This is a genomic window from Rhodoplanes azumiensis (assembly GCF_042682915.1).
In the GTDB taxonomy this organism is placed as follows: domain Bacteria; phylum Pseudomonadota; class Alphaproteobacteria; order Rhizobiales; family Xanthobacteraceae; genus Rhodoplanes; species Rhodoplanes azumiensis.
Genome location: NZ_JBHUIW010000020.1, coordinates 93,015 through 114,511, shown reverse-complemented (window position 1 = coordinate 114,511; position 21,497 = coordinate 93,015). Strand labels below are relative to the sequence as shown.

22 protein-coding genes are annotated in these 21,497 nt (G+C 69.1%); 4 read left to right on the top strand and 18 right to left on the bottom strand.

Annotated features, from left to right (window positions below; all coding sequences use genetic code 11):
• Positions 1 to 7: 7 nt before the first annotated feature.
• From ACFSOX_RS16900 to ACFSOX_RS16880, 5 genes are all read right to left on the bottom strand, one after another.
• The gene (locus ACFSOX_RS16900) at positions 8 to 1,021 is read right to left on the bottom strand and encodes an ABC transporter substrate-binding protein (protein WP_378478983.1); all 1,014 of its coding nucleotides are present in this window, start codon (positions 1,019 to 1,021) and stop codon (positions 8 to 10) included.
• A gap of 155 nt (positions 1,022 to 1,176) precedes the next feature.
• The gene (locus ACFSOX_RS16895; protein WP_378478991.1) at positions 1,177 to 1,692 is read right to left on the bottom strand and encodes a (2Fe-2S)-binding protein; all 516 of its coding nucleotides are present in this window, start codon (positions 1,690 to 1,692) and stop codon (positions 1,177 to 1,179) included.
• A 5-nt stretch (positions 1,693 to 1,697) separates the two neighbouring features.
• Positions 1,698 to 2,573 carry an FAD binding domain-containing protein gene (locus ACFSOX_RS16890; protein ID WP_378478982.1) on the bottom strand — a complete coding sequence of 292 codons (876 nt, stop codon included), beginning with the start codon at positions 2,571 to 2,573 and terminating at the stop codon, positions 1,698 to 1,700.
• Between the two features lie 68 nt (positions 2,574 to 2,641).
• Positions 2,642 to 3,577, bottom strand: coding sequence for an amidohydrolase family protein (locus ACFSOX_RS16885; protein ID WP_378478981.1), 936 nt, complete (start codon positions 3,575 to 3,577; stop codon positions 2,642 to 2,644).
• Between the two features lie 20 nt (positions 3,578 to 3,597).
• Positions 3,598 to 4,521 (bottom strand): amidohydrolase family protein, encoded by a 924-nt coding sequence (locus ACFSOX_RS16880; RefSeq protein ID WP_378478980.1) that lies wholly within the window; start codon positions 4,519 to 4,521, stop codon positions 3,598 to 3,600.
• A gap of 1,074 nt (positions 4,522 to 5,595) precedes the next feature.
• Here ACFSOX_RS16880 and ACFSOX_RS16875 point away from each other — a divergent pair.
• Positions 5,596 to 5,880, top strand: coding sequence for a hypothetical protein (locus ACFSOX_RS16875; RefSeq protein ID WP_111358296.1), 285 nt, complete (start codon positions 5,596 to 5,598; stop codon positions 5,878 to 5,880).
• Positions 5,881 to 6,040: 160 nt separating this feature from the next.
• On the opposite strand, the gene ACFSOX_RS16870 is transcribed toward ACFSOX_RS16875, so the two are convergent.
• Both ACFSOX_RS16870 and ACFSOX_RS16865 read right to left on the bottom strand, forming a co-directional pair.
• A complete protein-coding gene (locus ACFSOX_RS16870; RefSeq protein ID WP_378478979.1) occupies positions 6,041 to 7,705 on the bottom strand; it encodes an NAD-dependent malic enzyme in 1,665 nt (554 codons plus the stop codon).
• A 555-nt stretch (positions 7,706 to 8,260) separates the two neighbouring features.
• On the bottom strand, positions 8,261 to 9,610 hold the full coding sequence (locus ACFSOX_RS16865; RefSeq protein ID WP_378478978.1) for a UbiD family decarboxylase: 1,350 nt from the start codon (positions 9,608 to 9,610) through the stop codon (positions 8,261 to 8,263).
• Positions 9,611 to 9,936: 326 nt separating this feature from the next.
• Between ACFSOX_RS16865 and ACFSOX_RS16860 the strand changes: the two genes are divergently transcribed.
• The 3 genes from ACFSOX_RS16860 (at position 9,937) to ACFSOX_RS16850 (ending at position 11,601) form a co-directional block, all read left to right on the top strand.
• Positions 9,937 to 10,140 (top strand): LIM domain-containing protein, encoded by a 204-nt coding sequence (locus ACFSOX_RS16860; protein WP_378478977.1) that lies wholly within the window; start codon positions 9,937 to 9,939, stop codon positions 10,138 to 10,140.
• A gap of 145 nt (positions 10,141 to 10,285) precedes the next feature.
• The gene (locus tag ACFSOX_RS16855) at positions 10,286 to 10,798 is read left to right on the top strand and encodes a low molecular weight protein-tyrosine-phosphatase (RefSeq protein WP_378478976.1); all 513 of its coding nucleotides are present in this window, start codon (positions 10,286 to 10,288) and stop codon (positions 10,796 to 10,798) included.
• Positions 10,795 to 11,601 (top strand): fructosamine kinase family protein, encoded by an 807-nt coding sequence (locus tag ACFSOX_RS16850; protein WP_378478975.1) that lies wholly within the window; start codon positions 10,795 to 10,797, stop codon positions 11,599 to 11,601. The genes ACFSOX_RS16855 and ACFSOX_RS16850 overlap by 4 nt, the downstream gene beginning before the upstream one ends.
• Before the next feature lie 19 nt (positions 11,602 to 11,620).
• Here the strand turns inward: ACFSOX_RS16850 and ACFSOX_RS16845 are convergent, their stop codons facing one another.
• The 11 genes from ACFSOX_RS16845 to ACFSOX_RS16795 form a co-directional block, all read right to left on the bottom strand.
• Positions 11,621 to 12,949 (bottom strand): adenosylmethionine--8-amino-7-oxononanoate transaminase, encoded by a 1,329-nt coding sequence (locus tag ACFSOX_RS16845; protein ID WP_378478974.1) that lies wholly within the window; start codon positions 12,947 to 12,949, stop codon positions 11,621 to 11,623.
• 14 nt (positions 12,950 to 12,963) lie between these two features.
• Positions 12,964 to 13,947, bottom strand: a complete 984-nt coding sequence (locus tag ACFSOX_RS16840) for an AEC family transporter (RefSeq protein ID WP_378478973.1) — start codon at positions 13,945 to 13,947, stop codon at positions 12,964 to 12,966.
• Positions 13,948 to 13,990: 43 nt separating this feature from the next.
• Positions 13,991 to 14,989, bottom strand: coding sequence for a Bug family tripartite tricarboxylate transporter substrate binding protein (locus tag ACFSOX_RS16835; protein WP_378478972.1), 999 nt, complete (start codon positions 14,987 to 14,989; stop codon positions 13,991 to 13,993).
• A gap of 31 nt (positions 14,990 to 15,020) precedes the next feature.
• Positions 15,021 to 16,121 carry a biotin synthase BioB gene (bioB, locus tag ACFSOX_RS16830; protein WP_378478971.1) on the bottom strand — a complete coding sequence of 367 codons (1,101 nt, stop codon included), beginning with the start codon at positions 16,119 to 16,121 and terminating at the stop codon, positions 15,021 to 15,023.
• A 138-nt stretch (positions 16,122 to 16,259) separates the two neighbouring features.
• Positions 16,260 to 17,033 (bottom strand): malonate transporter subunit MadM, encoded by a 774-nt coding sequence (gene madM / locus ACFSOX_RS16825; RefSeq protein WP_378478970.1) that lies wholly within the window; start codon positions 17,031 to 17,033, stop codon positions 16,260 to 16,262.
• Between the two features lie 10 nt (positions 17,034 to 17,043).
• Positions 17,044 to 17,463, bottom strand: coding sequence for a malonate transporter subunit MadL (gene madL / locus ACFSOX_RS16820; RefSeq protein WP_378478969.1), 420 nt, complete (start codon positions 17,461 to 17,463; stop codon positions 17,044 to 17,046).
• 67 nt (positions 17,464 to 17,530) lie between these two features.
• The gene (locus ACFSOX_RS16815) at positions 17,531 to 17,740 is read right to left on the bottom strand and encodes a biotin/lipoyl-containing protein (protein WP_378478968.1); all 210 of its coding nucleotides are present in this window, start codon (positions 17,738 to 17,740) and stop codon (positions 17,531 to 17,533) included.
• Between the two features lie 3 nt (positions 17,741 to 17,743).
• Positions 17,744 to 18,490: a malonate decarboxylase holo-[acyl-carrier-protein] synthase gene (mdcG, locus tag ACFSOX_RS16810; RefSeq protein ID WP_378478967.1), complete on the bottom strand. Its 747-nt coding sequence runs from the start codon at positions 18,488 to 18,490 to the stop codon at positions 17,744 to 17,746.
• Positions 18,491 to 18,497: 7 nt separating this feature from the next.
• Positions 18,498 to 19,595: an acyl carrier protein gene (locus ACFSOX_RS16805; protein WP_378478966.1), complete on the bottom strand. Its 1,098-nt coding sequence runs from the start codon at positions 19,593 to 19,595 to the stop codon at positions 18,498 to 18,500.
• A 24-nt stretch (positions 19,596 to 19,619) separates the two neighbouring features.
• Positions 19,620 to 20,501, bottom strand: coding sequence for a biotin-independent malonate decarboxylase subunit gamma (gene mdcE, locus ACFSOX_RS16800; protein ID WP_378478965.1), 882 nt, complete (start codon positions 20,499 to 20,501; stop codon positions 19,620 to 19,622).
• Between the two features lie 34 nt (positions 20,502 to 20,535).
• Entirely contained in the window at positions 20,536 to 21,492 is a 957-nt protein-coding gene (locus ACFSOX_RS16795; RefSeq protein ID WP_378478964.1) for a biotin-independent malonate decarboxylase subunit beta, read from the bottom strand.
• Positions 21,493 to 21,497 lie beyond the last annotated feature (5 nt).

The window sequence follows — 21,497 nt, the reverse complement described above, 5'->3', positions numbered from 1 at the left end:
CCGTTGTTCACAGCTTGCGGTCCGCCGCCGGCGGCAGGTACTTGTTGGTGAACACGTCGATCGCGAAGGGCTTGTTCTTGTACTCGTAGGTGACGCCGATCTGCTCGACCGACTTGGCGAGACGGGCCGGATCGACGTCGCCGACGCCGTTCTGCTTCACCCACGGGGTGACGACGTGCTCGCGCAGCACCAGCTCGAGCCGCTCGCGCTCGGTCTTCTCGTCGCCGGTCTCGTAACGCTTCATCACCGACTTCACGGCGGTCGCCGGATCCTTGACGGTGTCCTGAAGGCCCTTGATGGTGGCGCGCAGGAAGCCCTTCACGGCCTCCGGATTGTTCTTGAGGAAGTCCGGATTGACGATGATGCCGTTGCCGTAGAGCGACAGGCCGTGGTCCGACATCACCAGCATCTGGATCTGGTCGGCCGGGATGCCCTTCTGCAGCAGGTTGAAGTGCATCGAGAAGGTGAAGCCCGTGATGGCGTCGACCTTGCCGTCGGCGAGCATCGGCTCGCGCACCGGGAAGCCGACGTTCTCGATCTTCACCTTCGACTCGTCGATGCCGTTGGCCTGGACGAAGGCCTTCCACTGCGCGAAGGCGCCGTCGGCGGCCGGCGCGCCGAGCACACGGCCCTCGAGGTCTTTCGGCTTGGCGATGCCGGTCTTCTTCAGCGTGCCGATCGCGAAGGGCGGACGGTCGTAAAGCATCATCACGACCTTGACGTCCTTGTCGGGATTCTGGTCGCGGAAACGGACGACGGAGTTGAGGTCGAAGAAGCCGAGCTGGTGGGTGCCGACCGCGACGCGCGGAATGCCCGACACCGAGCCGGCGCCGGTGTCGATCGACACGTTGAGGCCCTCCGCCTTGTAATATCCCTTGTCGATGGCGACGAAATACGGCGCCGTCGGGCCCTCGAACTTCCAGTCGAGGGCGAACTTGATGTCGGTGTCGGCGAGCGCCGGCACCGCCGCGACGGCGGCGACCAGCGAGGCGAGGGTTCCGGCAAGAACTGATCTGATCATGTTTGACGCTCCCGGGGATCCCGACGGGGATCCACTGCCGCCTTTGCAGGCAAACCACATGCCATGGCACGGGCCGCGGCCCGCCGTGTCGTTCGCGCTTCGGCGCCGCGGCGTGCCGCGCTCCGCGGCAACGCCGGCGCCGGCTTGCATGTTATTCAGGCGCCGGCCGGACCGCCCGCGGCCATCTGCCGCGCCGTCACCTGGATGGCCTCGACGATCTTGGTGTAGCCGGTGCAACGGCAGATGTTCCCGGCGAGGCCGAAGCGGATCTCCTCCTCGGTCGGGTTCGGATTCCTGTCGAGCAGCGCCTTGGCCATCACGATGATGCCGGGCGTGCAGAAGCCGCATTGCGAGGCGCCGAGCGCCATGAAGTTCTCCTGCAGCGGGTGCAGCCGGTCCGGATCCGGGGCGATCCCCTCGATGGTCGTGACGCTGCGACCGTCGGCCTCGACGGCCAGCACCAGACAGGAGTTCACCGGCACGTCGTCGAGCAGCACCGTGCAGGCGCCGCAGTCGCCGACGTCGCAGCCCTTCTTGGTGCCGGTGAGGCCGGCCTCGTTGCGCAGCACGTCGAGCAGGGTGCGGGACGGCGAAACCGCGAGATCGCGCGCCTCGCCGTTGATGGTGATCGTGACGCTGATCGGAACGCTCGGGCCGGCCGTGGTCGCCATGGTCATCACCGGGTCTCCTCGCAGGCCCGCGCCCACGCCGTCGCCACGGCGCGGCGCGTCAGCACCTCGACCATGGCACGGCGATAGTCGGCGCTCGCCCGCACGTTGCTGATCGGCCGCGACTCGTCACGCGCCATACGGCCGGCCGACGCGATCGTCGCCTCGTCGGGCGCCACCCCCTCCAGCACCGCCTCGGCGGCGCGCGCCCGGATCGGCGTCGGCGCGACGGCACCGAGCACGATGCGCAGGTCGCGGCAGACCCTGCCGTCGCGGCGCAGCAACACCGCGACCCCGACGGTCGCGAGCTCCATGGCGCGGCGCCGGCCGTGCTTGATGTAGTCGGCGCCGCTCGCGATCGCCGGCGGCGGCAGCACGAGAGCGGTGACGATCTCGCTCGGTCCGAGCGCGGTCTTGCCCGGACCGGTGAAGAACTCGTCGAGCGGCAGGCGGCGCGGTCCCGCCGGCCCGACCATCTCGATCGTCGCGCCGCAAGCGATCAGTGGCGGCAGCGTGTCGGCCGACGGCGAGGCGCGGCAGACATTGCCGACGACGGTCGCCCGGTTCCTGATCTGGATGGAGCCGATCTCGCGGGCCGCCTGCGCGAGCGCCGGATAGAGCCGTTGCACCGCGGGCGAGGTCTCGATCGCGCGCACCGTCACGAGCGCGCCGATGCGCAGCCCCTGCGTCGCGTCGCAGACCAGATCGCCGAGGCCCGGCAGCGCCTTGATGTCGACGACGACGGCCGGCCGGCGGATGCTCTCCTTGATCTCGACCAGGAGATCGGTGCCGCCCGCCATCAGGTCGGCGGCACCGCCGTGCCGCGACAACAGCGCGATCGTCTCGTCGAGGCTCTTCGGTCGATGATAAGCAAACGGATGCATGGAAGCCGCGCCGGACGGAGGAGCGGCGGGCGAGGCTGTCTCCTCGTCCGCCGCATCGAGCGAAATGATCAGGCCGGAACCGTGGGACGCGGCTCGACCATGGCGTAGGTGTCCTTCAGACGGGCCAGCGCTTCCTCCTGGGTGCGCGGCGGCAGCGTCGTCGGAATGCCGCAGATACGGGCGATGTTGTTGCCCATGTAGTCCTCGAGGCCGTCCTCGTCGAGATTCATCCCGTGGGGCGGCGGCGAGCACAGCACCTCGAGCTCGCGCAGCCACATGCCGGGCTCGTTGGGCGGCGAGTCGGTGCCGAACACGATCTTGTGGCGCGGCAGCTCGCGGGCGAACTCGACGATGCGCGACTGGAAGCACCAGCCCGACTCGCAGACGACGTTCGGCGTGTCCATCGCCATCCAGAACGCCTCGAACGAGTAGTTGCCGCCGGTCTGGATGCCGAAGTGACCGATGATGAAGTTCACCATCGGGAACTCGCGGATCACCGGATAGAACATGGTCGGGATCGTGTACGGGCCGTCACCCGTGTGGATCAGCACGACGACGCCGAGCTCGGCGCACTTCTTCATCGCGGGCCGCAGCCAGTCGAGCGCGCGGTCGGGCCGGTAGCCGTGCATGTTGGCGTGCAGCTTCAGCATCTTGAAGCCGTACTCCTTCACGTGGAACTCGAGCTCGGCGGCGCCGTTCTCCGGGCCCCAGCGCGGGTTGAACGTGAAGTTGCCGATGAAGCGGTCCGGATACTTCTGGCACAGCTCCGCGATGTAGCTCATGTAGTCGCGGATGCCCTCGCGACCCATGCGGTTGCCGTCGCGGTAGCCGGTGTTGCCGGGCGGCGGCTGGATGAAGCCCATGTCGATCCGGCGCGGCTTGCCGTTGATCATGTAGGGGCCGTCCATCATCTTCAGCAGGCGCTCGCCCGTGAAGGGCGTGCCGGTGTGGCGCCACGCCTCGTCGACCAGATTGGTGGGATGCAGGTGGGTGTCGATGATCATCGGGCTCTCTCCGAAATGCGTCAGGCCGCTTCGCGCTGCTTGCAGGCGGCGAGGTAGGCCTCGGCCTCCTCGCGGCTCTTCGGCGGAGCGGTCGGCTCGAGCCCGATCATCCGGGCGACGTTGTTGCCGAAGTAGTCCTCGAGCGTGTCCTCGTCGAGGTTGAGGCCCTGCGGCGGCTCGGTGCACAGCACCTCGAGGTGGCGCAGCCACATGCCGGGCTCGTTCGGCGGCGTGTCGGTGCCGAACAGGATCTTGTTCTTGGGCAGATCCTTGGAGAACTCGACGATGCGCGACTGCAGGCACCAGCCGGACTCGCAGAAGACGTTCGGGTTGTCCATGGCGAGCTGGAACGGCTCGAAGCAGTAGACGCCGCCGGTCTGCACGCCGAAATGCGCCATGATGAAGTTGACGGTCTTGTACTTGTACATGATCGGCGTCCACTCGTTGGGGATCGAGTAGGGGCCGTCACCGGTGTGGAGCTTCACCAACACGCCGAGCTCGGCGCACTTCTCCATCGCGGGCTGGAGCCAGTCCATGGCGCGGTCGGGGCGATAGCAGTGCATGTTCGCCTGGAACTGCACCATCTTGAAGCCGTGCTGCTTGACGTAACGCTCGATCGCCTCGACGCCGTTCTTCACGCCGTAGCGCGGATTGTAGACGAAGCAGCCGATGAACCGATCCGGATACTTGCGCACCAGCTCGAGCGTGTAGGCCATGTACTCGTCGATGCCGTCGCGGCCGGCCTTCTCGAGCACACCGTCGGTGTAGAGCGTGTTGCCCTGGGGCGGCTGGATGAAGGCCTTGTCGACGCGGCGCGGCTTGCCGTTCACCCAGTAGGGGCCGTCCATCATCTTCAGCAGACGCTCGCCCGTGAACGGCTCGCCGTCGTGCCGCCAGGCGAGGTCGACGAGGTTCGTCGGGTAGCAGCTGATATCGATGATCATCAGATCACTCCTTGCGGATCGCAGGGGTCGCAGGCGGGACGGAACGCGGACCGTGTCGAGGCCACGCCGCCACCGGCCGTGCGGATGCACGACCGGCGCGGACGACTTGCACGACATTCACGTACGCGAAAATCACGCACGCGAAGATCACGAAACCGGGTGGACGGCACGGTGAGCGTCCGGTCGAGACGAGTTGCGACGAGAGCGAAATTCGGCAGTGCGAACGAGCAGTGCGAACTTCACGTGTCTGTCAGCAATCTCCGACCGAACCGGCACTCGCGCGCGGGTGGCGCAAGTGTTACAATGTTCGGCTGACCGCTTCTACCGACGTTCGCGTTGCATAGACGAACGCCCCGGAGCGGTCAAGAACAGGCGCGGCGCGAGATTCTGACGCGCCGGAGATTTCGAAGCAGAATCACGCCGCGCCTCGTCGGAGCGATGATGAACATCTCGTTACACCGCGCCGATCCGGCTGCGGCACGCACCGTGCCGGTCCGACCGTGATGCGTCGGCGGAACGCGCGCGTCGACGTGAGAAGATCCGTCACGCAGACCGTGACAATCATGTGTTGATCGGCCTCGGTGGTCTCCCGGATACCGTGAGATACGTGTTTCCTGTATCTCGACACTCGCAGATGCTGTCGTGTCTGCGATTTTTTTGTGCAGACGAAACGTGACCATGCGCTGCGGCAGAGCCGCGACGCCTGTGCGGTCGAGAGGACCGCGGGACGATCGGTGCCGAGGGCGAGCGCGGTCCGGATGCGGATCGCCCGAGCCGCAGTCGAGCAGGGCACGGCCGTCGTATCGGCTGTTGCATTGCGACACGAGACGGCGCGGACCGACGGACCAGCAGGGCAAGAAGCCGGACCCCTGCGACGGTGGTGCGCGACGCGACGGCCGCGAGAGAGCGGCATCGCCTCACGGCATCGCCGCTTCCGTGCCGTAGGCCGGAGTTGTTCGGCTCGGCACGGCGCCTTTCGTGTCAGAGGGCGGGCGCCGCGATGCGGTGATCCGACCGGTTCGATCGGGGTCGACGAGATCCACGACCGCACCGCATGCCGATGGAGCACAACACGTGGAACATCTTCGTCCGAACTATCTGCGCGACGTCGCCTACATCTCCCGCGACTGGATCGAGCGGCACGGCCTGCATCCGGCCGTCGGAGTCGCCATCGAGGTCGCGGCCGAGATCGAGCTGCCCGAGGATCGCTCGCCGAGCCAGATCGTCGAAGGGCCGACGCCCGAGGAGCAGGTGATCATCGAGCGCCTGGTGCGCGCCTATATCGCCAGCGGCGTGTTCCCGCCGTCCGAGGAGAACACCTACGGCTTCGCGAACTGGGAGTTCACCATCGAGCGGTGAGGCGGCGCAGGCGCGCCGCGTCGTCGTCCGATCCGCGAAGCCCTTCGCGGGGCCGGGCGCGCCGGCAGAAGCCGGCGCACCCGCGATCGTCGTGGCGTGATCGTGATCGCGGGTGCTTCCGCGCGAGCGCGCCCGTGTGGGCAATACCCAGACCCGGCGATCAGCCGGCGCGCCGATACGACTCGTAGCGCGGCTCCCACATCTGCTCCCGCACCAACTCGTCGGCCCGGGCCGGATCGAGGCCCGGTGCCAGCCCCTCCTCGTAGGCCTGCAGCGCGACCGCGACGCCGACCTTCGCCGACACCTCCCGCAGCGCGCTCACCGGCGGCAGCAACGTGCCGGTCGGATCGCTGCGCGCCGGCGACAGGTCGGCGAGCGCCCGCGCCGCGGCCAGGAACATCGTGTCGGTGACGCGGCGCGCCCGCGCCGTCACGATGCCGAGCCCCATGCCGGGGAAGATGTAGGAGTTGTTGACCTGATCGATGTGCACCGTGCGGCCGTTCACCGGTACGGGCGCGAACGGGCTGCCGGTCCCGATCACGGCGCGGCCCTCGGTCCAGGCCATCACGTCGGCCGGCACCGCCTCGCTCTGCGAGGTCGGATTGGAGAGCGGGAACACCACGGGCCGCGCGACGTGCTTCGCCATCTCGCGCACCACCGTCTCGCTGAACAGCCCGGTCTGGCCGCTGGTGCCGATCAGCATGGTCGGCTTCACGTGGCGGACCACCTCCTCGAGGCTGATCGCCTCGCGACTCTCGACGGTCCAGCCGGCGACGTGCTCGCGCGTGTGGGCGAACGGCACCTGATAAGGTTGCAGCCGGTTGCTGCCCTCGAGCAGCAGGCCGCGGCTACCGAGCAGATAGAAGCGCCGGCGCGCCTCGTCCTCGGACAGGCCGTCCTGCACCATCGCCTTGACCAGCAGCGAGGCGATGCCGGAGCCGGCGCCCCCCGAGCCGGCCATCACGATGCGCTGCTCCTTCAGAGTCTGGCCGGCGGCCCGGACGGCCGACAAGAGCGCGCCGCAGACGACCGCCGCGGTGCCCTGGATGTCGTCGTTGAACGTGCAGAGCCGGTCGCGATAGCGCTCGAGCAGGCGCGCCGCATTCGGGCCGGCGAAATCCTCGAACTGCAGCAGCACGTGCGGCCAGCGCTTCGCCACGGCGTCGACGAAGGCCTCGACGAAGTCGTCGTAGTCGGGGCCGCGCAGACGCTCATGACGCCAGCCGATGTAGAGCGGATCCTCGCGGCGCGCCTGATTGTCGGTGCCGACGTCGAGCATGATCGGCAGCGTGCGGGACGGATCGATGCCGCCCGCCGCCGTGTAGAGCGACAGCTTGCCGATCGGGATGCCCATGCCGCCGGCACCCTGGTCGCCGAGGCCGAGGATGCGCTCGCCGTCCGTGACGACGATGACCTGGACGTTGTCGAAGCGGCGCTGGCCGAGGATCTTTCCGATCTGATCCTTGTAGGGCGGGCTGAGGAAGAGGCCGCGCGGCCGCCGGAACACCTGGCTGAACTTCTGGCAGCCGAGCCCGACGGTCGGCGTGTAGACGATCGGCAGCATCTCCTCGAGATGCCGGGTCAGCAGCGCGTAGTGCAGCGTCTCGTTGATGTCCTGCAGGCCGCGCAGGAAGACGTAGCGGGCGAGATCGTCGGGCAGCTCGCGGAACGCCGTGATGCGGCGCTGGACCTGCTGGTCGAGGCTGGCGACATGCGGCGGCAGGAGGCCGTGCAGCTCGAACACGTCGCGCTCGTGCTCCGTGAACGCCGTCCCCTTGTTGAGGATCGGGTTCGTCAACAATTCGTATCCGGATCGATCGACCATGCGCATGATGCCTCCTGCCCGCTCGCGTCTCGCCTTGGTGGGGGTGCGTCACGGCCGACGCAGGCTTGCCCGACCGTGAGCCGGCGCGGCAGATTCCGCGACACCTGCCGCGGACGGACCGGCACCGATTGCCGTGCCGCGGATCAAGCGTGGAATCGCGGCGACACGCGTGTACGTCGCGCCGCGGCCGCGCCGTGTCAACTCTCCGCGGCTCGTCGCGGATATGAGTTTCGGGCAGAGGATCGCCACGGCTCGGCCGTGATCATAGTCCTGATCAGGACGATTCCGACAGCCGACGCGACGTGACATGGTCGTGACGGGGTCGCGGAAGCGCCCGAAAATCCGTGCGATCCGCGGCTTCGCCCGGTTGGATCGAGGCGATTATCGGCGAGGGCTCGGCTCCGCCCGACAAGTCGAGCGGAAGACCGCGGGTGCGTCTGCATAGCCGCCATCACGCGCCGCGGTCTCCACCTCGGCCGAGGTCGAAATCCGAAATTCCGTCAGGCCGCGTGGACGAATTGCCGGAATCCCGGACGTGATCAGCGTGGCGGCTGGTCAGCGCGTCTTGGCGATCACGTCGCGGGCCCAGTCGAGCGCGCTCTGCGGCAGGCTGGTGCGCTCGCCCTCGAAATTCATCGGCCGCGTCGCGTCGAGCGCGAGCTTCGCCGACATGCCTTCGACCGAGGACGGGTCGAGCCGATTGCAGAACACCTTCGGCACCATGAACATGTCGGTGTCGGCCTGGAACCGGGTGGCGAGTGCCCACATCACCTCGGTCTCGTCGAAGACGTCGATGTCGTCGTCCACGGCAACGGCGAGCTTGATGTAGCTGTCGAGCCCCATCAGTAGCATCAGGGCCTGCCGCGCCTGGCCCTCCGCCGTCTTCTTGAACGACATGAAGGCGTGGAAATGCGTGCCGGACTTCGGATAGTTCAGCGCCTTCAGGGTCGGCACCATCTCCTTGAGTCGGTGGAACACATGCGCCTCGCGGGTGCAGCGGCTGAGCAGCAGATGCTCGGCCGAGTAGCCCGGGATGATGTCGAGGAAGATCGGCTTCGCCCGGTGCGTGATCGCCTTCACCTGGAACACGTTGCGGGTCGACCGATAGGTCGAGTAGCCGGTGTATTCGCCGTAGGGCCCTTCGTCCTCGTGCACGCCGGCGAGGATCTCGCCCTCGATCACGTATTCGGCGTTCGCCGGCACCTCGACGTCGATGGTTCTGCACTTCACCAGCTCGACCGGCTGCTTCATCAGCGCGCCGGCGACCGCGAACTCGTCGACCTCCATGGCGACCTTGGCGCCGGCCGCGATGTAGATGGCCGGATGACACCCGATCACGACCGCGACCTCGAGATTCTCGCCGCGCGCCTCGCAGCGCTGCAGATGATCCCAGATGTGGCCGCGCGAATGCAGGCTGACGCCGAACTTCCGCGGCCCCTTGAGCTGCATGCGCTGGAAGCTGAGATTGCGCACGCCGGTATCGGGATCCTTGCAGACCAGGATGCCGGAGCCGATGTAGCGTCCCGCATCCGCCTGAAAGTGGCGCGAGATCGGCAGCGTCGCGGCGTCCGCCTCGTTGCCGAGCGCGACCACGTCGTGCACGGGCGCCGGTCCCGACGTCACGACCGCCGGCACGAGGCCCGCCATCGCCTCGGTCCAGGCCTGGGCGAAGCCGGTCGGGGACGCCCCGGCCATGCGGGCGATGCGCGCACGGTCGGCGAACAGGTTCGACACCACCGGCCCCGAAAACCCCTCCGGCCGCTCGATGATCACGACCGGCGCACGCTTCTGCGCCTCGAGCTCCAGCACCAGCGCGGTCGGCAGGAAATCGAGGTCGGTCGGGGTGCTGATCACGAGCTTTTCGCTGTCGGGAAGCGCGTTCAGGAAGTCGGCGAGGCTCTGCATCGTGATATCCGCGGGTTAGGTCACCGAGGCGACTCTCTTACATGGAGACGGGCGCGCTTGCACGCGCGTCTCGCCCGGCGAAGCCGCACGCCGGTTCGGATGAAAACCGGTTGTTAGGCAAGTCGTCGGAGACTGAGCGTGCAAGAGGCGATCGGCGTCGGCCTCGGCACCGACCGCGACCGTTCGACAAGGCTCAGGGAGGACGACACCCGCACCACCGCCCGCCGATGCTGTGGAGCCCGAAACGCATACCGGCCCGTCAGATGGCCCCGGATGCGCTTGCGTGGAACTTGCATAGCTGTCGGAAAGACACCAGGAGACCCCCGATGCTGACTGCCATCATCGTGAACGACCGGGAGCCGCGCGCCGAGCTCGACTGCAGCGTGTGCGGCAAGAAGATCGGCCAGGGCTACACCCGCGATCTCGGAACCCGCATCATGTACGACTGCTTCCGCTGCTTCAGCATCGACGAGGTGGCGACCGAGGTCGTGATGGGCACGGGCGAGGCGAAGCGCGCCGCGCGGAGCTGAGCGTTCGGGTCGTCGGTTCCGGACGCGCCGGATACAACGGCGCTCCTCACGGGTGTACGGACCCGCTGCGGGCGCCGCGAGGCGGCGCGGCACAACTCGACACAACCGGAGAGCGCAGCTTGCGGCGCGCCGACGGCGCGGCATAGTGGCACCGTCGAACCGCATCGAAGGCCATCCCGTGTCGCCGCAGCCGCAAAAGCCCGCCGTCCTGTTCGTCTGCCTCGGCAACATCTGTCGCTCCCCGCTCGCCGAAGCGGCCTTCCGGGTCGAGGCCGCCCGCCTCGGGCTCGATGTGGAGATCGATTCGGCCGGGACCGGGAGCTGGCATGTCGGCGAGCCGCCCGACCGGCGCGCCCAGGCGGTGGCGCGCCGCTATGGTGTCGACATCGGCCGGTGCCGGGCGCGGCAGGTCACCCGCGAGGATTTTTCCCGGTTCACCCATGTTGTCGCACTCGACGAATCCGTGCTGGTCACGCTCCGGCGCCTTCGCCCGCGCGATGCCGCGGCCGAGGTGGCGCTGCTGCTCGACTATGTCGACGGCCGCGCCGGAGAGAGCGTCGCCGATCCGTATTACGGCGGCGACGACGGCTTCGAGACCACCTGGGCCGACGTGACCAGCGGTGCCGCGGCCCTCGCCCGCCGGATCGTCGGCGGATGAGCGTGCTCGCCGCCACCGGCGCGGCCCTGCTCGGCGGCCGCCTGGTCGAGACACGGCCGCTCGGCGGCGGCGACCTCTCCGAGATCGTCCGCATCCGGCTCGCCGACGGCCGCACGGCCCTCGTCAAGTCCGGACCGGCACCGCGCACCGAGGCGTCCATGCTGCAGGCGATCGCGGCGGCCGGCGCGCCGGCCCCGGCCGTGCTGGCGGTCAGCGACGCCGCGCTGGTGATCGAGGTGCTGCCGGCCGGCGGCGGCGTCGAGCAGGCCTGGGGCGATCTCGGCCGCCTCCTCGCCCGTCTGCACGCCACCACGGGCGCGCGCTACGGCTGGCCGGAGGATTACGCCTTCGGCCCGGTCGCCATCGTCAACGCCTTCGCCGACGACTGGCCGACCTTCTGGGGCGAGCGGCGGCTTCTGGTGAACGTCCCGCACGTCCCGGCCGCCCTCGCCCACCGCATCGAATCGCTTGCCGCGGATCTGAAGAACCGGCTTCCGGCGCACCCACCCGCATCGTTGCTGCACGGCGATCTGTGGACCGGCAACGTGCTGGCCGACGGCGGCCGCATCACTGGATTGATCGACCCGGCCTGCTATCACGGCCACGGCGAGGTCGACATCGCGATGTTGAGCCTGTTCGGCCGGCCGAGCCGCGCCTTCTTCGACGCCTACGGCGACCTCGCGCCCGGCCACGACGAGCGGCTGGCGATCTACAGCCTGTGGCCGGCGCTCGTGCATCTGCGCCTGTTCGGCGCCGGCTACCGATCGATGGTCGAGCGTTTTCTCACGACAGCGGGCGCGTGAGCACGGCGCCGCGCCGGAGTCAGCGCGTGCCCAGCACCCGGACGATCGCGCCGGTGAGACGCGCCAGATCGGCCTCGCCGATCGTGAAGGCCGGCGTCAGGTAGACGATCCTGCCGAACGGCCGGACATAGACCCCGGCCTCGACGAAGCGTGCCTTGAGGGCCGGGATGTCGATCGTCTCGAGCTCGACGGCGCCGATGGCGCCGCGCACCCGCACGTCGACGACACCCGGCAGATCGCGGCACGGCGCGAGCTGCTCGGTCAACTGCGCCGCGATCGCCGCCACCTGGGCGAGCCGCGGCTCGCGCGCGAACAGATCCAGCGACGCGTTGGCGGCCGCGCAGGCGAGTGGGTTGCCCATGAAGGTCGGCCCGTGCATCAGCGCGTGCATCGGATCGTCGGACCAGAAGGCCTCGAACACGCGACGCGACGCGACCGTCGCGGCGAGCGGCATCGTGCCGCCGGTGAGCGCCTTCGACAACGTGAGGATGTCGGGCACCACACCGGCCTGCGCGCAGGCGAACATCGTCCCGGTGCGGCCGAAGCCGGTGAACACCTCGTCGAAGATCAGGAGCGTGCCGTGCTTGTCCGCCGCGGCGCGCAGCCGCTGCAGCACCGCCGCGTCGTGGAACAGCATGCCGCCCGCGCCCTGCACCAAGGGCTCGACGATGATGCCGGCAACCTCGTCGGCTCGTTCACCCAGCAGGCGGTCGAGCGCCGCCGTGCTCTCGTCGTCGCACGGCAGGTCGGCGATGAACTGCTCCGGCAGCAGCCCGTGGAACAGCCGGTGCATGCCCTCGTCGGGATCGCACACCGCCATCGTGCCGGTGGTGTCGCCGTGATAGCCGCCCCGGAACGCGACGAACTTCGTCCGGCCGCGCACGCCGCTGTTGATCCAGTACTGCACCGCCATCTTCATCGCGACCTCGACGGCGACCGAGCCGGAGTCGGTGAAGAAGACGCGATCGAGATCGCCGGGCAGCAGCGCCGCCAGCCGGGTCGCGAGGCGCGCCGCCGGCTCGTGCAGCAGGCCGCCGAGCATCACGTGCGGCATGGTGGCGAGCTGACGCGCCACCGCCGCGGCGATGTGCGGGTGATTGTAGCCGTGGCAGGCCGTCCACCACGACGCCACGCCGTCGACCAGCTCGCGCCCGTCGGCGAGCACGATGCGGCTGCCACGGGTCGCCGCGACCGGCAGCGGCGGCGCCGCCGTCTTCATCTGCGCATAAGGCAGCCAGACATGGGCGAGCCCGTCCGCATGCCAGGCGGGCGCGGCCTGCGCGCTCTCCGGCACCGAAGCGAGACCGGTCCAGCGCGGGCGGCGAAGCGTGGCGGTTCGTCGTGACATCGTCGTTCTCCGCGTCACAGGACGCCGAACTGCAGCAACAGGAAATAGGCGGGAATCGTGAACAGGCCCATCACGGTGGTGAGCCCGGTCATCACCGCGATGTAGCCGGCGTCGGCGTTGTAGGCGCGCGCCGCGATCGACACCTGCGTCATCACCGGCATGGCGGCCTCGATGACGTAGACTTTGCGCATCAGATCCGGCACCTCGATCAGCGACGTGACCAGGAGCACGACGGCCGGCGCGATCAGGAAGCGGGCCGCGACCAGGATCCACATGTCGCGGCTCATCCGCACCGACCTCAGATTCGACACGTAGATGGCGATGCCGAGGAACAGCATGGCGAGCGGCGTCGTCATGCCGCCGAGATAGCCGAGCGTGCTCGACAGGAAGGTCGGCAGCTTGATGCCACCGAGGATCAGCACGACGGCGAGCACCGAACCGATCAGCGGCGGCGTCACGACGTTGCGCAGAGTCGAGAGCCCGAAAGCCGGTCGCGGCACCACGACCATCGAGCCGTCACGCTGCGCCGCGAAGCGCGGTCCGTCGAGGCTCAGCCCATGGACGCCGATCGTCCAGAACAGCAGCGTCTGCACGAGATAGTAGATCACGGCGTAGGGCAGCGCCGCCTCGCCGAACAGCGCGACGTTCACCGGAAAGCCGATGAAGCCGCTGTTGGAGACGAAGAACATCGCCTGGAAGGCGCCACGGCGCTGCGCCGGCACCCGCGCCAGATACGACACCGAAACGCCGATCGCCCAGACCGTGAGCATCACGACGAGCGGCACGGCCGCGGCCGTGCCGGCCTGCACGAGATCCTGCCGCGTGTAGGACTTCGTCATGCTGACGATCATGTAGCACGGGATCGCGACGGTCATGGCGAGCCGCGAGAACAGCCGCCCGGTCGCCTCGTCGAACCAGCCGCGATGCGTGAGCCAAGTGCCGAGCGCGATCATCAGCATGCAGCTGAACACGCCGCTCAGAGATTCGAAGATGTCCATGATCGATGGTCGGCCGGGGGTCGGCCGGGCGCAGGCGGGTGGTTCAGCCCGCCAGCCCGGCGAGCCGGACCGTCTCCTTCCAGATCGGCCGCTCGCGGGCGGCCCGCGCGGCCACCTGCTCGGGCGTCGACGAGAGGGCGCGCGCCCCGACGATCGCGAAGCGGCGGCGCACCGTCTCGTCGGCGGCGATGTCGCGCATCGCCTCGGCGAGCCGGTCGACGACCGCACGCGGCGTGCCGGCCGGGACGGCGAAAGCCGCCCAGGACGTCATGTCGAAGTCCCGCATGCCGGCCTCGGCCATGGTGGGAACGTCGGGCAAGGCCGGCCAGCGCTGCGTGCCGGTGAGGGCGAGCGGGCGGATCTGTCCGCTCTCGATATACGCCATGTAGGACGTGAGATTGTCGATGGCGAAGGCGACGTCGCCGGACAGCATCGCGGGAATCGTCTGGGCGGCGCCGCGGAACGGCACGTGCGTGGCGTCGATCCCGGTGCGGGCCGCGAACAGGGTCGGGAACAGATGCGTCGAGGTGCCCACCCCGGAGCTCCCGAAGGCGAGCTTGCCCTGCTGCTTCGCCCAGGCGACGAACGCGGCCACCGTGGTGGCCGGCACGCGGGCCGGGATCACCAGCGCGTTGGGCAGCTCGTAGATCAGCGACACGGGCGCGAAGTCGCGGTCCGGATCGGCGGCCGCCGGGCCGTCGATGAACGGGTTGATGGCGAAGTGGCCGACCGTCGCGGCCGCGATCGTGTAGCCGTCCGGCCGGCTCGCCACCATGGCGGCGACGCCGATGTTGCCGGCGGCACCCGGCCGATTCTCGATCACGAAGGTCTGGCCGAAGCGCGCCTCCAGCCGCTCCGCGACGATGCGGGTGAGGAGATCGACCGAACCGCCCGCCGGATAGGGCACGATGACGTGGACGGGCCGGTCCGGCCAGGTGGTCGGGCCGCTCGCCCTCACCGTCGCGGCGACGATGCCGGCGGCGGCGGCCGCCAGGCCACCCGCCGTCACGGTGCGCCGCGTCAGCAGCGATCTCGCGTCCATCGTGTACTCTCCCGCAGCCGGTTCGCTCGCCTCAGCCGTGGCAGGCCCGCCCGGTCAGCATCGGCGCGTCGCCGCAGCCGCAGGCCTCGGCTTCCGCCTCGGACGCCTCGGCGTCCGCCGAAAGGCCGCCCATCGGGCTCATGCCGAGCTTGGCCAGCAACGCGAGGTCGTGATCGGGGCCGGGGTTCGGCGTGGTCAGCAGCTTCGGGCCGTAGAAGATCGAGTTGGCGCCGGCGAGGAAACAAAGCGCCTGGATCTCCTCGCTCATCTTCTCGCGACCGGCCGAGAGGCGCACGAACGACTTCGGCATGACGATGCGAGCGACCGCGATGGTGCGGACGAACTCGAAGGCGTCGAAGTCCTTCTCGTCCTCCAGCGGCGTGCCCTTCACCTTCACCAGCATGTTGATCGGCACCGACTGCGGATGCTCCGGCATGGTGGCGAGCGAGTGGATCATGCCGACCCGGTCCTCGCGCGCCTCGCCCATGCCGACGATGCCGCCCGAGCAGACGTTGATGCCGGCCTCGCGCACCGCCGCCAGCGTGTCGAGGCGATCCTGGAACGTGCGGGTGGTGATGATGTTGCCGTAGAACTCCGGCGAGGTGTCGATGTTGTGGTTGTAGTAGTCGAGGCCCGACTCCTTGAGGCGGAGCGCCTGCTCGGGAGACAGCATGCCGAGCGTCATGCAGGTCTCCATGCCGAGCTCCTTGACGCCTTCGACCATGGCGCAGACGACGTCGAGGTCGCGGTCCTTGGGGCTGCGCCAGGCGGCGCCCATGCAGAACCGCGTCGAGCCGGCCGCCTTGGCGCGGCGCGCCTCGGCCAGCACCTTCTCGACCTCCATCAGCTTCTCGGCCGGGAGCTTGTCCTTGTGGCGGGCGCTCTGCGGGCAGTAGCCGCAATCTTCCGGGCAGCCGCCGGTCTTGATCGACAGGAGCGACGAGACCTGGATCTCGTGCGGGTCGAAATTCTGCCGGTGCACCCGCTGCGCCTCGAACATCAGGCTGGGGAACGGCAGGTCGAAGAGCGCGCGAATCTCGGCCCGCGTCCAGTCGTTGCGAACGATGCCGCCGACGCCGGGCGCGACGCTCGAGGCGAGATCGGTGGGGATGATGACAGTACGATCGTCCATGGGGCGAGACCTGATTTTGTCGTGTCGACGGCCGGGATACGGGGGTCGATCCCCCGGCCGCCGACGGGTTCTTACGGATTTTCGATCCGCTACGCTATCCGAACGTGCCGGCGGGCGTCGGCACAGCTGATTGGCGGATCACCCGAAGATCATCCGCATGATGATATAGCAGATCGACGGGCAGACCAGACAGCCGAAACCCGTATAGAAGGTGGCCGTCAGGGCGCCGTAAGGCACCAGGCGGGGATCCGTGGCGGCCAGGCCGGCGGCGGTGCCGCTGGTGGTGCCCATCAGCCCGCCATAGACCATGGCGGCCGCCGGGTTCGTCAGGCCGAACGGCTTGGCCAGGAACGGCGTCAGGATCATCACGGCGATCGATTTGACGACGCCGGCCGCGATCGACAGGGCGATGATGTCCGACGACACTCCGAGCGCACTGCCCGTCACGGGTCCGACGACGAAGGTCACGGCGCCGGCGCCGATCGTGGTGAGCTCCGCGGTGCCACGGTACCCGAACGCATAGGCGATCACGACGCCGACCGCGAAGGCCACGAAGGTGCCGACGACGAGGGACAGGCCCCCGGCGAGACCGGCCTTCTTGAGCTCCTCCATCCGCACGCCGTAGGCGGTCGAGATGATGCAGAAGTCGCGCAGCATGGCGCCGCCCATCAGGGCGAAGCCGGCGAACAGCGGAACGTCGGCGATGCCGTTCTTGCCCTTGGTCATCAGGCCGCCGACGAGCGCCAGCGCGAGGCCGACCAGGATGGCGATGGCGGAGCCGTGCACCCGGCCGCGCGTGACCTTGGCCGAGAACTGATAGCAGAGCCAGCTCAGGGCACCGACGAACACGAAGGCGAAGATGAGCGCCCGCGGCTTCGTCACCTCGAGGAGGAAGGCGTAAGACTGGTCCATGACGCGCTCCTCAGGCTTTCTTGGGCTGGGCGCCGACCGGCGCGTCGCCCTCCTCGTCGCCGAACGTCGACGTGGCGGCGCCCGCCATGGCGGACAAAATGCGGATGAGCGGGAACAGCACCACCACCGACACGATGCCGGCGAGCAGCGCGACGAGACCGCCGTTCATCGCGGAGACGACGTTCTGGATCGATGCCATCGCGATGACGACCGGAATGTACATGGCGTTCCAGAACAGGATGCCCTGCTCGGTCGTCTTGGGCATCATGCCCTTGGTCTTGAGCCAGTTCGTCAGGAACACCAGGAACAGCATGGCGAAGCCCACGCCGCCGATGTCGCCCGGAATGCCGATCAGCTTGCCGAGGGCGAGGCCGACGGCCGTGCCCAGGAACATGCAGATCCCGAGTATCATTACCCCGTAGATGACCATTGTCTTTACCCCCAGATGGCCGTTTCGAGGATCGTGGTCCGGAGCTCGGCTCCGGACCGATCGCTTGTTATTCGATCACCATGATCAGCGCGCCCGGCTTCAGCCGATCGCCGACCGCGACACTGATCGACTTGACGGTGCCGTCGACCGGCGACACCAGCGGCGTCTTCATCTTCATCGCCTCGATCACGGCGACCTCGGTGCCCTTGGCGACGGTGTCGCCGACGGCCACCTTCACGGCCTCCACCTTCGACGGCATCTTGGCTTTCAGATCCATGTGTCAGACTCCTGGTTGAAGTTCGAGTGCGGGGTTCGGAGCGCGGGACGTCGCCGGACACGGTCCGGAGCCGAGCGCCCGCAGCGCTTCGTCACGGTCGAGGAGACGCACGTCGGCCAGGCCGCGGCCCAGCACGGTGCGCGTTCCCGAGAGCAGCTCGGCGAGCTTGACGCCGAAGCCGTTGGCGAGATCGACCTCGGCGTCGAGCCGCAGCGCGTACCGCTCCGCGATCGCAGAAGCGGCCGCGGCGAAGCCGGCGAGCGCCGCTTCGTCGGGGGCCTTGACGACGAGGTCGAGATCGGAGCTCGTCTCGAGATAGGCGAGGCGGGTGGCGAGCTGGAGCGCGGTCGAGCCGAACACGCCGAGCGCGATGCCGTGCCGGCCGGCGGCGTCGAGCAGCGCGTCGAGCGCCGGACCGACCGCCAGGGTGCGAGGCCGCGGACCGGCCAGCACCTCGTAGGGCGTGAAGGTCGTCGCGACGGCGGCGAGCGGCGCCGTGATGCGGGCGCGCACGCGCGAGCCGTCGTGACGGAACGGGAAGGCGACGCCGAGCTGGACGTGGCCGGCCGGCACGTCGCCCTCGGCCCGGCAGGCGATGCCGGGAATGTCGTTGTCGGCGAAGGCGGCGGCGGCCCAGGTCGGCAGCGGGGCGCGACGGAACGGCGGCAGGACGCCGGCGGCGACCGCCTCGGCGAGATCCTCGCGCGCCGCGCGGCCGAGGAAGACCAGAGTGTGGCGGGGATAGGTCATGGCCCCGTCACCGCGTCTTGCGCCAGACCGGATCGGTCTTGGCGGTCGCCTGGAGGTCGATCTGAGCCTGCACCAGATCGTCGAACAGCTTCGTCGCGACCGGCCCGACGATGCGGATCGGTGCGGCGGCGGTGCCGTCGGCGGCCGGCAGGCTCGGCACCAGCTCGAGTTCGGTCGCGGCGGCGCCGGTGACCAGACCGGGCGGCACCTTCACGACCCGCCCCTTGATGCGCAGGACGGTGCGGGCGGTGCGCTCCACCGTCTCGGCGGCGTGCGGCGTCGCGCGCACTAGCACCTCGTATTCGGGATGCGTGCGGCGGCGCCGATAGGTGATGATGCGGCCTTTCGGATTGCAGACGTGGCCGCTCTCCGCATAGGGAAAGCTGTCGGCGGTGGGCAGGCCGCCGACGATCAGCTCGCGAAATCCCTCGCCGGCCGGCGAGGCGACGAGACCGACGTCGTCGCGCAGCGGCACGCCGTCGAGCGTCAGCCAGCCGTACTCCTGACAGCCGTAGAGATCGTGGACCTTGTAGTCGCGCCGCTCGGCGACCGGCAGCAGGTCGAGGTCGAGGGGCGTGCCCGCGACCATGATGACGAGGTGCTCGGGAAGCCGGTCCGCAAGGCCGAGCCTGGAGGCCTCTTCCAGGCTGGCACGGACGAACGACGACTCCCCGAGCACGAGGGCCGGCCGGTGCCGGCAGAGCGCGACGATGAACGCCTCGCGGCTGGAACGCTCCAGGAAGAACCAGTCGATCCCGGCGCGCTGCAGTCCCTCCCGCGAGAACACGTTCACGAGCGGCGGATAGGTGACCAGCATCCGCTGTCCCGCCGTCGCGCCGACCGTTTCGAGGACGCGGCGCGCGACGGCGCAGCGCTCCTCGATCTCGCTGAACGTCACGCCGACGATGTTCTGGAACGCCGACGATCCGGTCGTGAAGGTCAGGTAGGCGAGATTGAGAGGCGTGTGGACCTCCTCGATCACATGGGCCGCCGTCGGCCCCGCGATGCCCTTGTCGGCGAGCGTCCGGCGCGGCATCTCGCGAAGCGACGGCACCGTCGCGAAGGCGTTCGCCATCTCTTCCAGATCGTCGAGCGGGTCGGACATCACGGGGCCTCCGGAACCTACGGATCAGGTGGTCTGCGGCCGGTACGTGTCGGCCACGGCCGCGAACTCCGCCGCCATCTTGGCGGCGACCTGCGGACGGGTGACGCGACCGCCGCGGGCGGCGCCGAGCGCGGCGCGGCCCTGCGGACCGGTCGCCTCGCCCTTCGCCTTGGCGGCACGCAGCTCGGCGACCTGCGCGACGACGACACCGCGGAGATCGGCGATCTCCGGCACCAGCGCCTCGACGCCGCCGAGCTTGAAGAAGAACTGCGGGCCGGCCGCGAACACCGGATTGCTCTTGGAGAGCTCCTCCAGCACCTCGATGTCCTTCTTGATGATGCGCGACACGCTGGTGAGCGGCATCACGTGGATCATCGTGCCGAACTTGGCGTCGAGCGCGACGATGCGATCGGCCTGCAGGCCGTGGCACAGGAAGGCGCCCGAGATGGCACGGCCGACGACGGCGGCGACGATCGGATGGCCGGCGAGGCGGGCCTCGGCGAGCGCCAGCTGATAGGCGCCCGTCGACTTGTTCATGCCGAAGATTTCCTCGACCTTGCCGGGACCGTTCCCGGGCGTGTCGACGACCAGCACCAGCGGGCGCTTCTTCGTGGCCGGCTTGTCGGCGTCGGCCGCGATGGAGGCGTAGACGGCGGACGCCATCTTGTACCCTTCCTCCATGCCGATGATGCCGGCATAGACGACCGGGAACTTCTCGTTGAACGCTTCGGCGTCGGAGGCGATGACCGTGACGGTCTCGCCGGCGAGCTTCGCGGTGCCGACCACGGCGCCGGGGCCGTAGCTCTCGTCGGTGAACTGCTTGGCGCCGACGACGTCCCGCTGGAAGGAGCCGGGATCGACGATCATCTCGAGGGCGACCAGGCCTTGCCCGATCAGCGTGTCCATGGTGATCTCCTGATTGCTGCTGCGCGGCGCGGGCTCAGACCGAGAGCCGCTGCGCCTGCTTGCGGAAGTCGTCGACGGGCGCGTCGCCGAGCCCGGCCGGATCGTTGTTGCCGGCGCGGCGCCACACGTCGTAGGCGTCCTTCGGCTGCATCTCGGCGGCGAGCGCGACCAGACGCATCTGCTTCTCGACCAGCGCGGCCGAGCCGATGCGGCGGAACTGCTCGAACTCGCCGACCGGCAGCTTGCCGAGCTCGGCGACCTGGGCGCGGAACGCGGCGATGCGGTCGTCGACCAGGAAGTTGCAGTCGCCCATGATGAACTTGTGGCGACCGCCGGTGGTGCGATAGACGAGCGCGCGGTTGGAGGCGTCGAACTCGTCCTTGCCCATCTCCTCCTCGATCACCTCGGGGCCGGTGAGGCCGAGGCGGCCGAACTCGCTCATCACGATCACGTCGGTGGCGGCGGCGACGAAGCCCATGCCTCCGAAGCAGCCGATGCGCGAGCCGATCAGCGCGACCACCGGCACCTTGCCGCGGGCGCGCTGGAAGGCGTCCATCACCTCGGCATGGGCGAGCAGGCCGGCGTTCGACTCGTGCAGCCGCACGCCGCCGGTCTCGAACGAGATCACCACCATGGGCAGCAGCTCGGGCGCGATCGACGGGCTCTTCGCCTTCAGCTCGTCCGCGAAGGCGATCGCCAGATCGATCGTCGTCACCATCTTGGCGCCGCCGACCTCGCCGACGGCGCCGCCGATGAAGCGGCCTTCCTGGGAGATTACGAAGATCGGCCGCCGCCCGATCTTGCCGACGCCGGTGACGACGCCGTCGTCGAACTCGACGGCTTCGCCGAGCGCGACCAGATGCGGGCTCGACATCCGGTCGAACGGACCGGCGAGCTCGGTGAAGGTGCCCTCGTCGACGAGGCCGATCGCGCGGTCGCGCGCGCTCGACTCGAGGAAGCTACGGGTCTGCAGTTTGCTCCAGTTCGGCATGTCAG